Raw genomic sequence first — 14,900 nt, 5'->3', positions numbered from 1 at the left:
AGAAAACTCCATGAAGATGTTGCGTGTCCCTTTGTTGATGATCGGTTTGCTGCTCTGCTCCCAGGGCTTCGCCGCCACGGCCCAACAGAACAAAATGACCACCTGCAATGCCGACGCTACCGCGAAAAGCCTCAAGGGCGATGAGCGCAAGACATTCATGAGCACCTGCCTCAAAGCCGCCCCGGCCGCCAATGACGCGAAAGTCCTGACCCCGCAGCAGGAAAAAATGAAAACCTGCAACGCGGACGCCAAGACCAAAGCCCTCACGGGCGATGCGCGCAAAACCTTCATGAGCGATTGCCTGAAGAAGAAATAATCCGGCCCTGTAGGCGCATGGCTCGCCCGCGATGAACGATAACGCGGTGTGTCATGGGTATTCGCGGCGCGCCCATTGCGGGCAAGCCTTGCTCCTACAGGTTATGCACAATTCCTAGTGCTGACCTCGGATCGCTGGCAGACTGCCCATCCTTTTACGCCGTTCGTTTTGAGGCTGTATGCCAACGTTTTCTCAGCGTCATGTATTGCTGTTGGTCAGTTGGGTGATCATTTTTGGCGGGCTGCTGCTGGTGATCCCGCTGCGCCTGTTGCCCAGCCTGCTGGCCGGGTTGTTGGTATTTGAACTGGTCAACATGCTCACGCCGCAGTTGCAGCGGCTGATCGAAGGTCGCCGCGCCCGTTGGCTGGCGGTGGCGTTGCTCGGCACATTGGTGGTCAGCGTGCTGGCGCTGATCTTTGCCGGTGCGATCAGTTTTCTATTGCACGAAGCGGAAAACCCCGGGGCTTCCCTCGACAAATTCATGCACGTGGTCGACCGCGCCCGCGGGCAGTTGCCGCCGTTCATCGATGTGTACCTGCCGGCCAGCGCCGCCGAATTCCGCGTGGCCATTGGCGAATGGATGAGCAAACACCTCAGCGATTTGCAACTGGTGGGCAAGGACGCGGCGCACATGTTCGTGACGTTGCTGATCGGCATGGTGCTGGGCGCGATCATCGCCTTGCAGCGGGTACCGGACGTGACCAAGCGCAAACCGCTGGCCGCCGCGCTGTTCGACCGCTTGCACCTGCTGGTCCAGGCGTTTCGCAACATCGTGTTCGCGCAGATCAAGATTTCCCTGCTCAACACTTTCTTCACCGGGATTTTCCTGGCGGTGATCCTGCCGATGTTCGGCATCAAGCTGCCGCTGACCAAAACCCTGATCGTGCTGACCTTCCTGCTCGGCCTGCTGCCGGTGATCGGCAATCTGATGTCGAACACCCTGATCACCATCGTCGGCCTGTCGCTGTCGATCTGGGTCGCGGTGGCGGCGCTGGGTTACCTGATCTTTATCCACAAGCTCGAATACTTCCTCAACGCGCGCATCGTCGGCGGGCAGATCAGTGCCAAGTCGTGGGAGTTGCTGCTGGCAATGCTGGTGTTCGAGGCCGCGTTCGGCCTGCCGGGGGTGGTGGCGGGGCCGATTTATTACGCGTATTTGAAGAGTGAGTTGAAGCTGGTAGGGATGGTTTAAAAGCAGTTGCAAGCCGCAAGTTTCAAGCAACAAGTCAAAGCAGTGGCGGTGTTCGCTCCTGCTTTTTACTTGCCGCTTGAAGCTTGCAACTTACCGCTGCTTCTCAGCAGCCGTAACGCTTCATGGCTTCAATCGCCAAACCACTGCCGATGCTGCCAAAGATATTCCCTTCCACATGCCGCGCCTTCGGCAGCATCGCCGAGACGCTGTTGCGCAGCGCCGGGATGCCGCTGGAACCGCCGGTGAAGAACACCGTATCGACCTGATCAACCCGCACGTTGGCATCGCTGAGCAGTTGCGTGACGCTGTTGCGCACGCGCTCCAGCAGGTTGTCGATGGCGGATTCGAACAAGGCGCGGGTCAGTTCCACGCTCAGGCCCGGCTCGATGCGGTCCAGCGGTACATGGCGGCTGTCGGCGTGGGTCAGCTGGATCTTGGTTTCTTCCACTTCCATGGCCAGCCAGTGGCCGGCGCGCTGGTCGATCAGCTTGAACAGGCGATCGATGCCGCCCGTGTCTTCGATGTCGTAGCGCATGCTGCCCAGGGCCAACGTCGACTTCTGCGAGTACACCGAGTTGATGGTGTGCCAGGTCGCCAGGTTCATGTGGTGGCTGGTGGGCATGTAGGCGCCGCTCTTCATGCGGCTGCCGTAACCGAACAGTGGCATCAGGCCTTGCAGGCTCAGTTGCTTGTCGAAATCGGTCCCGCCGATGTGCACGCCGCCGGTGGCGAGGATGTCGTCGTGGCGGTTGTCGTGCATGCGCCGCTCAGGGGACAGGCGCACCAGCGAGAAGTCGGAGGTACCACCGCCGATGTCGACAATCAGCACCAGCTCCTCTTTTTCGATGGTCGACTCGTAGTCGAACGCCGCCGCAATCGGCTCGTACTGGAACGACACGTCCTTGAAGCCGATGGCGCGGGCCACGTCCACCAGGGTATTTTCGGCTTCCTGGTCCGCCAGTTCGTCGTCATCGACGAAGAACACCGGGCGACCCAGCACCACTTCTTCGAACTCACGACCGGCTTCGGCTTCGGCGCGCTTCTTCAACTGGCCGATGAACAGGCCCAGCAAGTCCTTGAACGGCATCGCCGTGCCGAGGACGCTGGTGTCGTGCTTGATCAGCTTGGAACCCAGCAGGCTCTTGAGCGAGCGCATCAGCCGGCCTTCGTAGCCTTCCAGGTACTCGTGCAGCGCCAGCCGGCCGTACACCGGGCGGCGTTCTTCGATGTTGAAGAAGACCACCGAGGGCAGGGTGATCTTGTCGTCCTCCAGCGCGATCAGCGTTTCCATGCCGGGGCGTAGCCAGCCGACGGTGGAGTTGGACGTGCCGAAGTCGATACCACAGGCACGGGCTGGGGATGCGTTTTTCATGTCTTTCGAGTTCCGGTTAAAAAACGGCCGCGCAGTGTATGCCAGTGCGGCGAAGATTCGAAGGCCGACTATCCGCTAAATCACCGGCAATAGCGCCTTGATAAGCGGGCACGATGCCCCAAACTTGTCTGCATCGACCCTGGCAGCCATTTGGCGGTCGCAAGAACCGCCCGCCGCTGCCGATAAACTTCTGATGCGCTGCCCGGTCACAAACTTGAGATCGGTCAACCCGACAGCCTGCAATGCGCGCATGCTGTCGGGGTAGCGGCGCGATTTTGATAACGGATGGTGATCCTTAGATGGACTTCAAAGACTATTACAAGATTCTCGGTGTGGAACCGACCGCGGACGATAAGACGATTAAAGCCGCCTATCGCAAGCTGGCCCGCAAATACCACCCCGACGTCAGCAAGGAAAAAGACGCCGAGGCCAAGTTCAAGGACGCCTCGGAAGCCTATGAAGCGCTGAAAAGTGCCGACAAGCGCGCCGAATACGACGACTTGCGCAAATACGGCCAGCACGGCCAACCGTTCCAGGGCCCGCCAGGCTGGCAGGGGCGTGGCGGCGGCGGCGGCGGCGGTGGTTTCGGTGGCGGTCAGGACACGGGCGATTTTTCGGACTTCTTCAGTTCGATCTTCGGCAACCGTGGGCCTGGTTTTGGGGGTGGAGAGTCGCGTCGCAGTGCCGGACGTCGAGGGCAAGACGTGGAAATGGAACTTGGAATTTTTCTGGAAGAAACCCTCTCGAACGAATCGAAGAAGGTCACTTTCCAGGTGCCGCAGTACAACGCGGCTGGGCAGCATGTCAGCAACACCTCGAAAAGCCTGAACGTGAAAATCCCGGCCGGCGTGGCCGACGGCGAACGTATTCGCCTCAAGGGCCAGGGCGCGCCGGGTACCGGTGGTGGCGCCAATGGCGACCTGTTCCTGATCATCCGCTTCGCCCCGCACCCGAAATTCGACGTGGAAGGCGAGAACCTGATCATCACCTTGCCGCTGGCTCCTTGGGAGCTGGCGCTGGGCGCCGAAGTCGCGGTGCCGACCCTGACCGGCAAGATCAACCTCAAGGTCCCGGCCGGCAGCCAGAACGGCCAGCGCATGCGCGCCAAGGGCCATGGCTTGCTGAACAAGAAGGGCGAGCGTGGCTTCCTGTTCGTGCAGCTCAAGGCCGTGATGCCGAAAGCCTCGGACGATGAGGTCAAGGCGTTGTGGCAAGAGCTGGCGCAGAAAGCTGCGTTCGACCCACGGGAAAATTTTTGATCCGCTAGAACCCTGGAGCTACTGACAATGAGCAGTCCCCTGATCGTTCAACTGGACATGGCAGAATTCTGTGAGGCGACCGAGCTGTCGGACGTCTACGTGATCGAAATCGTCGAACACGGCATCCTCGAACCTCAGGGCTCTGCGCCCAAGGACTGGCGTTTCAACGATTACGAACTGGCCCTGGCCAAACGCGCCGCCAAGCTGCGGCGCGATCTGGAGCTGGAGTGGGAAGGCGTCGCGCTGGCGCTGGACTTGCTGGAAGAAGTGCAGCAACTGCGGGCCGAGAACCGAATGCTCAAGCAGCGGTTGGGGCGGTTGGTCGTTGAGTAGCGGCAGGCACTGAACCTGTGGCGAGGGGGCTTGCCCCCTCGCCACAAAAGCGGTCCCAAGTCATCACACCTTCCTGGGCAACACCACCGTAAACAACGTCCCCTCCAATTCGCTGGAGCTGACCTCAATCGTGCCCCGGTGAGCGTTTACCACTTCCTTGACGATAAACAAGCCCAAACCGAGGCTGGTCGACGGCTGCCCGAGTTCTTCGTCGGCGTTGCGCACCAGGGGATCGAAAATGGTGCCGAGCGCCTCTTCCGGAATCGGCACGCCATAGTTATGCACCGTCAGGCGCACCGAGTCGGCCTCGCCGCTGAGCACTACACTGACGTCACGCTTGTTCGAGCCATGCTGTAACGCGTTGCCGATCAGGTTCTGCAACAGCTGATTGATGCGCCCGGCATCCCAGGTGCCGTGGGTATCGCCCTGCACCGTGATCGTCGGATCGCATTCGGGGTTGCCGGCGCAGGCCTGGGCAATGGCTTCGCGCGCGGCGTCGGCCAGGTCCATCGGTTTTGGTTCGATGGGCAAACTCTTGCCCAGGCGACTGCGCACCAGTTCCAGCAAATCACTGACCATCGCCGCCATGTGCCGGGTGCCACGCTTGATGTGGTGCGCGCAGGTCAGGGCGTCACCTTCGAGGTTGGCTTTGCGCATCAGCATTTCGGTGGACATGCTCACCGCCTGCAACGGTGCGCGCAGGTCGTGGCCGAGGATCGCCAGGAAAATATCCCGGGAATGATTGACCTGCTCGGCGTAGGCCGCAGTCGACTCGGCCAGGGCTTCGTCGATGGCTTCGTTGAAGCGGATCATGTCCTGGAAGTAGGCGAGGTCCGGCGATTGCAGGCTCTCGACCCAGAGCCGGATGACACAGGCGCGCAGATGACGGAACTCTGAGGTCATCTGCACCAGGTCAAAGCCGACGTTGTGCCGCAATTCGCCATGGCTGGCGGCGGCCTTGTCCAGGCTGGGGGTTTTCTCCGGGCCGTCACCCTTGGCCTTGGCGGCCTGTTCCTGGGCGGTCTGCGCGGTGGTCATGTCCCGGGCGGCGGCCAGCAGGATGGAGCGGGCATGATCGCGCAAGGTGGCGCGATCCAGGTTGTCGTCAGGGGTGATCGCGCGGGCGAACTGCTCCCATTCATCGACGACACGATCGACCTCTACCACGATGAATTCGCTTAAACGCATGGAGCAGAATCCTGAGCAGGTACGGCGGAAAGTGACCCGCATCTTAGCGCCTTCCCGGTCAGGTAAACACCGCACAAATGGAGAGGCGCCCGGTGGTATTTATATATAGTCGGCTTTTGGAATGTTGAAAGGTCGACGTTGTTTAAGGGCGGGGACACTTCGTGTTTTTGCATTATTGTTGATGAACAATAATCGCTAGCCTGATGGCTTTGTCATCAAGGACGATAGCGATATGCAAGATTCACCAGACACCCGCACGCCAGTGCCTGCTTATATTCCCGGTATTAATGAAAATGCAGGCGCTTATGAGCGTGTTGCACAGTCCCTCCAACATTGGCAGGGGCAGGCTCCCGCGGCCCACCTGCTGGCGGCCGAACCCGTGCGGGGCGCCTTTCCAGACTGGTACCTCAAGGCGCGAAAGATTGATCGAGAAAGTCTCAAGGACTTGTTCAGTCGCCGCTGGTTCTTACAAGGGCAACTCGACACGTTGACCGGCACGTTGCAACAGGATGTTCGCAAGTTTGCCGAACCGTTATTGGTCAACGCACTAAAAGAACACTTAAACCTGACGCTGGATGTGCGCGAAGCCGAGTTGCGCCTGTATATCCCCGATACCTTGATCTTTGGCATTGACCGCGATGCCAGCCGGTTCAGACAACTGAGCCTGCTGGATGCAGCCCTGCACAATTTCGAAGCCAGCGAAGCCGAGCCCAAGGCCTGGCGTGAGGGTTCCGGGATTTTCACCCGCGATGCCGATGGCGCGCCGGTGCGACATGCCCTGACGGTGGCGCAGTTTGTCGCGTTGTGCCGGCGCCTTGACCTGGGGGCGCAGTACCAGGCGCATATCCAGGCGATTTTGCAGCCGGTCGCGACCACGGCCAGGATGACCTTGCAGCAGCAATCGTTGGACAGCGATAAAGCGGCGTTCAAATACGCGGCGTTCCGGGCGTTGCTCAAGGGCGAGATTACCTCCCACGGTTATGCCTGCCTGCTCGCCGTCCACGACGGCACCCCTGGGCAGCAGCTCAATGGCGCGCCCATGCTCAACCATTGCCTGTCGCTGATGGGCTTCAGGATGAGCGGCATTACCTTGTTCAGCGCCGTGGCTGAACCGGGCTGGGCGAAGCAAGCCGTCGACGCCATGGCCGGGCCTTTGCTCAGCGTGGTGCTGGATGTCTCGCAACAACTGCCGATCCTGCCGGGCCAGGAATACGAACGGATCAAACTGCTCAGGGCCTTTTTCGCCAACGGGCCCAGGGGCCTGTCCGAGGCACTGGCGCGCAACCAGGACACGTATCGCCAAAGCCGTTTGGTGGGCAGCCTGCTGGTGTACATCCCGGATGATCCCGACCATCCGCTCAAGCAGTACGACTCGTTCACCGACTTCATGAAAACCCTGGTCAGCCAGTTGAACAGGCCCGACTACCAGGCGTTCTTCAGCCGGTTTGTCGCGCAGAACGACAAGGGTGTGTTCTTCAGCCGGGTCAAGGAACGCCTCAGGACCTTCACCTGGCAGCAGCGCGAACCCCTGGACATGGGGCCATGGTGGCGCGAAACAGCGGTGGAAAATCCCGACCCGGAACCGATCACCAACATCATCACCGGCAATCTGTGGAGCCACCGGTACGTCGAGCGCCGGGACAAGTTGATCAGCGATGCCCGGCTGATTGCCGTACCCACCGGCGACGAGGACGCCCAAAGCCGCTGGAAGCGCCTGACCAGCTACCTCGACATCGCCTGGAATGTCTTCAACTTCGCCGCGATGCTGGTGCCGGGCGTCGGCGAGGCCGTGCTCGTGGTCATGGCGGCGCAGCTCCTCGAAGAACTGGCCGAAGGCCTTGAGGACTGGAGCAAGGGCGACCGCGATGAAGCGGCGGGGCACATTATTTCGGTGCTGATCAACGGCGCCCAGTTGGCGATGATGGGCGCCGGGCATGTGCTGCCCGGCGGCGTCACGCCGATCCGGCCCTCGCCGGTGCTCGACAGCCTGCGCCCGGTGGAACTGCCCGATGGCCAGCCCAGCCTGTGGAAACCCGACCTTGCGCCCTATGCCCATGACCAGCCGTTGCCCGACACTTCTGGCCCCGACGAACTGGGTTTGCACCACCAGGACGACAAAACCCTGTTGCCCCTGGAAAACACCCGCTATCGGGTGAGCACCGAACCCGCAACGGGCGAGTACCGCATCGAACACCCGACCCGAGCCAACGCCTACCGACCCCGACTTGCCCATAACGGCGCCGGCGCCTGGGCCACCGAACTGGAGCAGCCGCTGACCTGGGACGACGCCAAGGTTTGGCGGCGCCTGGGGCATGCGCTGGAGGCGTTTGCCGAGCCGACCCAGGCGCAGATTCGCACGGTCAGCGGCGTCGATCAGCGCGTATTGCGCCGACTGCACGCCGAGCATGAAAGCCCGCCACCGTTGCTCAGCGACACCCTCAAGCGGTTCAAGGCCTACGCCGAGGCCGAAGCCGTGGGGCGGCAGATCCTCGATAACCGGATGTCGGAAACCCTGGAAGGGTTCCTGCCGACCTTTGTCACCGAACTGCCTGGCTGGCCCGAAGCCCGGGCGATTGAACTGTTTGATACGCAGGCCCTGTCCGGCCCCTCGATCAAGTACGGGAATGTCCACGCGACGGCGCCAGACACGATCAAGCTCAGCCGCGCGCATCTCAAGGGCGGGGACTTGCCCGGGCGCGTACTGGATTCGCTCAAGGAACACGAAATCCACGACCTGCTCGGCACGCGGCTGTCGGTGGATCGCAACCCACGCCTGGAGGCATTGCGCGCACGCCTGGCCATGCATGCCGGGCGCCAGACCCGGCGTCTGTTCGATTCGCTTTATCACGCCGCTGAACGGACTCGCGATGCCCGGTTGATCGTGCTTCAGGACAAATACCCCGGGTTGCCGGGCAGCGTCGGCCAACGATTGCTGGAGCAGGCGCATGCCGAGGACTTGAGGTTCATGGCGCAAAAAGGTCGCCTGCCGCTGCGCCTGGACGCCCAGGCACGCCAGGCCCTGGAGGAGGTGCGGGTGGTGCGCGCCTACGAGGGTTTGTACCTCAAGGACCTGGCCAGCGCGGACGCCGATCGCCTGGCGCTGCACAGCATCGCGGCGTTGCCGGGGTGGTCGAAAAACGTGCGGATCGAGGTGCGCCTGTTTTCATTCAATGGCGCGCTGCGTGAACAGCGTCGGCCCGGCGGATGCACCGATTCGCAAAGTACTGGTGCTCAATGAGGACGGCACCTTCGAGACCCGCGATGCCCGGGATCAGCATTTGCACGGCGCGGATGATCTGTACGGTGCGCTGCTGCATGCCTTGCCCGATACCGAACGCAAGGCGCTGGGCTATGAAATCAATCAGGGGGCCCAGCTCAAGTTGCAGGTGCAGCAAGCCCCCTTGGCCCATGATCGACTGGCGCTGATCCTGCAGGACTCACCGCAGCGCAAACCGGCTTACGACCCCCAGACCATGAAGTTGCGCGGCGGCATGCAGAGCGGCCATGGGTATGTGCCGGACGTGGGGATTCTGCGCCATCGCGCCAGGTCCCTGTACCCCGGATTTTCCGAGGCTGACCTCGATTGGTTGATCGCGAAGTTCCAGCAAAGAGGCACTTCGATATCCGTGCAGATGCGCGCACTGGAAGCCGAGTTCAACGACCTGAACAACCGATTGTCCCGTTGGGTCAATTCGAGGGTGTTGAACCTGACCTCGCGCAGCATGGCGCAGTGGGATGCCCGTAACAAAGTGGCGACGGCGCTGCGTCGCTGCTGGCAGCGCCTCGGGCCCCGAGGCCCTGAAGTGATTGGGGAGGATCATCCGCAGTTGCTTGATCTCGACAATCACAACCTGGGCGAACTGCTGGCGACCATGCCGCCGCTCCGGGCCAATTTCGATCACGTGACCGGCCTGAACCTGCGCAACAACGGTTTGCTCACAGGCCAGATGGATTTTCTCAGGCCGTTTGGCCGGGTGCGTTGGCTGAGCCTGACCGGCAATCGGTTGAATCGCCTGCCCGCAGCGGTGGGTGACATGCGTTACCTCACCGAATTGTCGCTGAGCAATAACCAGATCGAGTTGACGGACCTCGCGGTGGCGCAGCTGCGCAAAATGGTCCGCCTGGAATCCATTTCGCTCAGCGGCAATCCATTGCGTCGCCTGCCGGATGTCAGCGGCATGGCGCGTTTGCAGGTGCTGCTGCTCAACAGCACCGGGATCGACACCTGGCCCATGGGGCTGTTTGCCAGCCCGCGCCCGCGCAATATCTACCTCGACCTGCGTAACAACCCCATCAGCCTGGTGCCGGTCGTGGCGCCAGGGTCGGCGCGTGCCGAATTGCTCGCCCGCACCCATGTGAGCCGCAGCCCACAGTGGATGTCGGCCGAAACCCTGGAGCAACTGAGGATGTATATCGAGTCCGTGGGCATGGATCCGGATCGTCCGTATCCGCCTCGCAGTTCCGTGGATGGGGTCTACTGGGCCGCAGGCATGTCCGAAACCCAATGGAGTAGGCGCATGCCGGTGTGGGACGCGCTGGAAGATGAGTGGGGTTCCGAACCGTTTTTCAATCGCATCAGGTCCCTGACCCAGACCGCCGACTTCAAGGCTGCCGGCGCTTACCGTGCCGACCTGACGGCCAAAGTCTGGCGCATGCTGGAGGCCATGGCCGAGAACGCCGAGCTGCGGGAAAAGCTCTTTGCCGAAGCCCTGGCGCCCACCGAGTGTGTGGATGGGCTCACTCAGGTGTTCAACGCGATGGGTATCGAAGTCTTGACCCACGAGGCGTATCAGTTGACCAATCCGGCCCTGATCGAGGCGGAACTGGTGACGCTGGCGCGGGGCAAGTCGCGGCTGAACCAGCTCGATGCCATCGCCCGGCGCCGCGTCTCCGAGCGCTTGGCGGCGGGTGAAACCTACCGCCGTGTCAACGAGCAGGGTGACGTCGTCGGCACGATCGACGTGGTGGAAGTGCATCTGGCGTACATGACCGACCTGGCCGCACGCCTTGATCTGCCCTGGCAGGCCCGGGGCATGCAGTTCCGCAACATCGCCGGAGTCACGCAAGCGATGATTGATGCGGCGTATGAGCGAGTGCTGGCGTTGGAGGAGGGGGATTTGCTGCGCGATGCGATTGCCGAGGTGCCGTTCTGGAAAACCTGGGTCGAGGGGCAGAACCGCGAGGCGTTTGATGTGTTCAGGCGCAAGGTCGACCTCACCACCGAATTCAAGGTGGCGATGGATGAGCGAGCCGACGCTGACGTGACGCCGGACGCCTTGGCACGCTTGAATGAACAACTCAAGGAACTGGCCGCGGCGCTGGATCTACCGGATAGCGAGATTGCCGCGGGGCAGGTCATGACCGACGAAGCCTATGACGCTCAGCTCAAACTCATCCTCGATGACATGGATGCCTTGCTGAAAAAAATGACCCAGGAAGCCATGGACCGGGCCAGGCTGCAGCGGGTTGAATTGCCGTTCACGGTGGTCACCGAATCCTGATCGCCACAAAAAATCTGTGGGAGCACGCTTGCTCCCACAGGGGTTTTGCGGGGTGTCAGAACAGGAAGTAACGCTGGGCCATCGGCAAGGTTTCTGCCGGTTCGCACCACAACAAAACCCCGTCAGCCTTGACCTGATACGTCTGCGGATCGACGTCGATGTTCGGCAGGTAGTCGTTGTGGATCAGGTCGGTTTTCTGCACGTCACGGCAGCCCTTCACCACGGCGATTTTCTTCTTCAAACCCAGGGCTTCGGGCAATCCGGCGTCCTGGGCGGCCTGGCTGATAAAGGTCAGGCTGGTGGCATGCAGCGAGCCGCCGTAGCTGGCGAACATCGGGCGGTAGTGCACCGGTTGTGGCGTCGGGATCGAGGCGTTGGCGTCGCCCATCAGGCTCGCCGCAATGGCGCCGCCCTTGAGAATCAGCGTTGGCTTGACCCCGAAAAACGCCGGGCGCCACAGCACCAGATCCGCCCATTTCCCGACTTCGATTGAACCCACCTCATGACTGATGCCGTGGGTGATCGCCGGGTTGATGGTGTACTTGGCGATGTAGCGTTTGGCGCGGAAGTTGTCGTTGCCTTCGCCGTCGCCCGGTAGCGCGCCGCGCTGTTTTTTCATCTTGTCGGCGGTCTGCCAGGTACGGGTGATGACTTCGCCGACCCGGCCCATGGCCTGGCTGTCGGAGCTGATCATCGAGAACGCGCCGAGGTCGTGGAGGATGTCTTCGGCGGCAATTGTTTCGCGGCGAATGCGGCTTTCGGCGAACGCCACGTCTTCGGCAATGCTCGGGTCCAGGTGATGGCAGACCATCAGCATGTCCAGGTGTTCGTCGATGGTGTTACGGGTGAACGGCCGGGTCGGGTTGGTCGAACTCGGCAACACGTTCGGGAAGCCGCAGGCCTTGATGATGTCCGGCGCATGACCGCCGCCCGCGCCTTCGGTGTGGTAGGTGTGGATGGTGCGGCCCTTGAACGCGGCGAGGGTAGTTTCGACGAAGCCGGACTCGTTCAGGGTGTCGGTGTGGATCGCCACTTGCACGTCGTACTGATCGGCGACGGTCAGGCAGTTGTCGATGCTCGCCGGGGTGGTGCCCCAGTCTTCGTGCAGCTTCAGGCCAATGGCGCCAGCCTTGACCTGCTCGATCAACGGCTCCGGCAGGCTGGCGTTGCCCTTGCCGGTGAGGCCCGATGTTCATCGGGAACGCATCCGCTGCCTGGAGCATGCGCGCCAGGTGCCACGGCCCAGAGGTGCAAGTGGTGGCGTTGGTGCCGGTGGCCGGGCCGGTGCCGCCGCCGATCATGGTGGTGACGCCGCTCATCAGCGCTTCTTCGATCTGCTGCGGGCAGATGAAATGGATGTGGGTGTCGATGCCGCCGGCGGTGAGGATCATGCCTTCCCCGGCGATGACTTCGGTGCTGGCGCCGATGGCGAGGGTCACGTTCGGTTGCACGTCCGGGTTACCGGCCTTGCCGATGCCGGCGATGCGTCCGTCCTTGAGGCCGACGTCGGCTTTGACGATGCCCCAGTGATCGATGATCAGGGCGTTGGTGATGACCGTGTCGACCACTTCGGCCGCGAGCAACTGGCTCTGGCCCTGGCCGTCGCGGATGACTTTGCCGCCGCCGAACTTCACTTCTTCGCCGTAGGTGGTGAAGTCTTTTTCCACCTCGATCCACAGCTCGGTGTCGGCCAGGCGCACCTTGTCACCGACGGTAGGGCCGAACATGTCGGCGTAGGCCTGACGGGAAATCTTCAATTACTCGTTCCTCGTAATTGAGTTGCAAGCTTCTAGCTGCAAGCCTCAAGTAAAAGCGGATAGGGGGGGCCGCAAACTGCTCTTTCTTGCAGCTTGCAGCTTGCAGCTTGCAGCTTGCAGCTTGCAGCTTGCAGCTTGCAGCTTGCAGCTTGCTGCTTGTTACTGGCTGCTGAAGCCGATCTATAAGTCGCCCATGATTCTTCCCGCAAACCCAAAGACCCGGCGCAACCCCGCGAGCTCGACAAGCTCGACTTCCCGACTCTGTCCCGGCTCAAAGCGCACGGCGGTGCCGGCCGGGATGTTCAGGCGCATGCCGCGGCTGGCGGCGCGGTCGAAGGTGAGGGCGTCGTTGGTTTCGAAAAAATGGTAATGGGAGCCGACCTGGATCGGCCGGTCGCCGCTGTTGGCCACTTTCAGGCTGACCGTGCGGCGACCGACGTTGAGTTCGATGTCGCCGGGCTGGATCTGGTATTCACCGGGAATCATCCATTCACTCCTTGCAGAATCTTGTAGTAGAGGGCGGTCGGCCGGTAATTGCCGGCGGGATCGCAGGCGTAATCCGGGATCTGGCCGGCGCGGGTGTAGCCCAAGGCCTTGTAGAAATCTTCGGCGGGGGAGCCGGCCTCGGTGTCGAGGTAGAGCATGCCGCGCTTGTGCTGGCGGGCGGCGAGTTCCAGGGCGCTCATCAATTGTTGGCCCAGGCCGCGACGACGGGCGTGTTCACGCACCAGCAACTTTTGCACTTCGGCGCGGTTCAGGCCATTGGCTTTCTGGCACAGGGTCAATTGCACGCTGGCTTGCACCTGCTCGTCCTTGACCACCACCCACAGCAGCACATTGCCCTGGTTCAGGTCGGCCTGGACCTCATCGAAATAAGCCCGGGCCTGTGTCGCATCCAAATCAGCCATGAAACCGACGCTGGCGCCGTAACCCACAGCATCCAGCAGCAAATCGATCAAACCCTGGCGATAGTGCGCAAAGCTTTCAACATTCACGCGGCGCAGTTGGGCGGCGTTCATCGGGTGTCACTCCTTGTTGGCGATTGGCGGCTCCGCGCCAGGATTGAGGGTCAGTTGCATGAAGGTCAGGTCCAGCCAGCGGCCGAACTTGGTGCCCACTTGGGGCATCTGTCCGGTGATGATGAAACCGGCGCGTTCATGCAGACGAATAGAGGCGGCATTCCCGCTTTCGATGGCGGCGACCATCACGTGCTTGTCGCAGCCCTTGGCGCGTTCGATCAGCTCGGTCATCAATTGCGGGCCGAGGCCGTTGCCGCGCTGGTCGCTGCGCACGTAGACCGAATGCTCGACGGTGTGGCGAAACCCGTCGAACGGCCGCCAGTCACCGAATGAAGCGTAGCCCAGTACTGCGTTGTCACCGTCGACGATCACCAGGATCGGATAACCCTGGGCCTGCCGGGCGCTGAACCAGGCCTGGCGGTTGCCCAGGTCCACGGCCTGTTCGTTCCAGATCGCGGTGGTGTTGAGCACCGCATCGTTGTAGATGTCGCGGATCGCCGGCAGGTCGGCGTGCAGCGCATCACGAATCAGATAAGTCATGGCGCGGCCTCAAGCGATCGGTTGGTGGACGGTGACCAGTTTGGTGCCGTCGGGGAACGTCGCTTCGACCTGGATCTCCGGGATCATTTCCGGGATGCCTTCCATCACTTGTTCACGGCTCAACAGGGTGGTGCCGAAATGCATCAGCTCGGCCACGGTGCGACCGTCACGGGCACCTTCGAGCAGCGCCGCGGAGATGTAGGCCATGGCCTCCGGGTAATTGAGTTTCACGCCGCGAGCCAAACGCCGCTCGGCGACGAGGCCGGCGGTGAAGATCAACAGCTTGTCTTTTTCGCGTGGGGTCAGGTCCATCGTTGGAATCCATATCGGCAGATAAAAGGTCACTACAACCCTGTAGGAGCGAGGCTTGCCCGCGAAGGGGACCTTGAGGCCGCCAAAAGCTTCGCGGGCAAGCCTCGCTCC

General features: G+C 61.8%; 12 protein-coding genes and 1 pseudogene. 6 read left to right on the top strand and 7 right to left on the bottom strand.

Annotated features, from left to right (window positions below; all coding sequences use genetic code 11):
- Nucleotides 1-10 precede the first annotated feature (10 nt).
- Both ACZ89E_RS19530 and ACZ89E_RS19525 read left to right on the top strand, forming a co-directional pair.
- Nucleotides 11-316 (top strand): PsiF family protein, encoded by a 306-nt coding sequence (locus ACZ89E_RS19530; protein WP_003221193.1) that lies wholly within the window; start codon nt 11-13, stop codon nt 314-316.
- Between the two features lie 178 nt (nt 317-494).
- The gene (locus ACZ89E_RS19525; RefSeq protein WP_149660617.1) at nt 495-1,508 is read left to right on the top strand and encodes an AI-2E family transporter; all 1,014 of its coding nucleotides are present in this window, start codon (nt 495-497) and stop codon (nt 1,506-1,508) included.
- Nucleotides 1,509-1,611: 103 nt separating this feature from the next.
- On the opposite strand, the gene ACZ89E_RS19520 is transcribed toward ACZ89E_RS19525, so the two are convergent.
- Nucleotides 1,612-2,880 carry an Hsp70 family protein gene (locus ACZ89E_RS19520; protein ID WP_476256279.1) on the bottom strand — a complete coding sequence of 423 codons (1,269 nt, stop codon included), beginning with the start codon at nt 2,878-2,880 and terminating at the stop codon, nt 1,612-1,614.
- 299 nt (nt 2,881-3,179) lie between these two features.
- Here ACZ89E_RS19520 and ACZ89E_RS19515 point away from each other — a divergent pair, with 299 nt between their 5' ends.
- Together ACZ89E_RS19515 and ACZ89E_RS19510 are read left to right on the top strand one after the other, a co-directional pair.
- A complete protein-coding gene (locus tag ACZ89E_RS19515) occupies nt 3,180-4,139 on the top strand; it encodes a DnaJ C-terminal domain-containing protein (protein WP_476256278.1) in 960 nt (319 codons plus the stop codon).
- A gap of 27 nt (nt 4,140-4,166) precedes the next feature.
- Nucleotides 4,167-4,472 carry a chaperone modulator CbpM gene (locus ACZ89E_RS19510; protein WP_149660622.1) on the top strand — a complete coding sequence of 102 codons (306 nt, stop codon included), beginning with the start codon at nt 4,167-4,169 and terminating at the stop codon, nt 4,470-4,472.
- Between the two features lie 63 nt (nt 4,473-4,535).
- Here ACZ89E_RS19510 and ACZ89E_RS19505 read toward each other — a convergent pair whose 3' ends face one another.
- Nucleotides 4,536-5,660 (bottom strand): sensor histidine kinase, encoded by a 1,125-nt coding sequence (locus ACZ89E_RS19505; protein WP_149660623.1) that lies wholly within the window; start codon nt 5,658-5,660, stop codon nt 4,536-4,538.
- A 232-nt stretch (nt 5,661-5,892) separates the two neighbouring features.
- On the opposite strand from ACZ89E_RS19505, the gene ACZ89E_RS19500 reads away from it, so the two are divergent.
- Together ACZ89E_RS19500 and ACZ89E_RS19495 are read left to right on the top strand one after the other, a co-directional pair.
- Nucleotides 5,893-8,898 carry a dermonecrotic toxin domain-containing protein gene (locus ACZ89E_RS19500; protein WP_476256277.1) on the top strand — a complete coding sequence of 1,002 codons (3,006 nt, stop codon included), beginning with the start codon at nt 5,893-5,895 and terminating at the stop codon, nt 8,896-8,898.
- Nucleotides 8,843-11,161, top strand: coding sequence for an NEL-type E3 ubiquitin ligase domain-containing protein (locus ACZ89E_RS19495; RefSeq protein WP_476256276.1), 2,319 nt, complete (start codon nt 8,843-8,845; stop codon nt 11,159-11,161). Before ACZ89E_RS19500 ends, ACZ89E_RS19495 begins: the two co-directional genes overlap by 56 nt.
- A gap of 55 nt (nt 11,162-11,216) precedes the next feature.
- On the opposite strand, the pseudogene ureC reads toward ACZ89E_RS19495, so the two are convergent.
- The 5 genes and pseudogenes from ureC to ureA form a co-directional block, all read right to left on the bottom strand.
- Nucleotides 11,217-12,918: pseudogene (gene ureC / locus ACZ89E_RS19490) on the bottom strand (urease subunit alpha).
- Between the two features lie 180 nt (nt 12,919-13,098).
- Complete coding sequence (locus tag ACZ89E_RS19485; RefSeq protein WP_149660627.1) at nt 13,099-13,404, bottom strand: urease subunit beta; 306 nt, start codon at nt 13,402-13,404, stop codon at nt 13,099-13,101.
- The gene (locus ACZ89E_RS19480; RefSeq protein ID WP_149660628.1) at nt 13,401-13,937 is read right to left on the bottom strand and encodes a GNAT family N-acetyltransferase; all 537 of its coding nucleotides are present in this window, start codon (nt 13,935-13,937) and stop codon (nt 13,401-13,403) included. The genes ACZ89E_RS19485 and ACZ89E_RS19480 overlap by 4 nt, the downstream gene beginning before the upstream one ends.
- 6 nt (nt 13,938-13,943) lie before the next feature.
- Entirely contained in the window at nt 13,944-14,477 is a 534-nt protein-coding gene (locus tag ACZ89E_RS19475; RefSeq protein ID WP_463259262.1) for a GNAT family N-acetyltransferase, read from the bottom strand.
- Between the two features lie 9 nt (nt 14,478-14,486).
- Nucleotides 14,487-14,789 (bottom strand): urease subunit gamma, encoded by a 303-nt coding sequence (ureA, locus tag ACZ89E_RS19470; protein ID WP_033055605.1) that lies wholly within the window; start codon nt 14,787-14,789, stop codon nt 14,487-14,489.
- Nucleotides 14,790-14,900: the final 111 nt, after the last annotated feature.

This window comes from Pseudomonas sp. TE3899, from assembly GCF_056279105.1.
The sequence above is the reverse complement of the archived record's forward strand: the minus strand, read 5'-3'. Positions and strand labels throughout refer to the sequence as shown.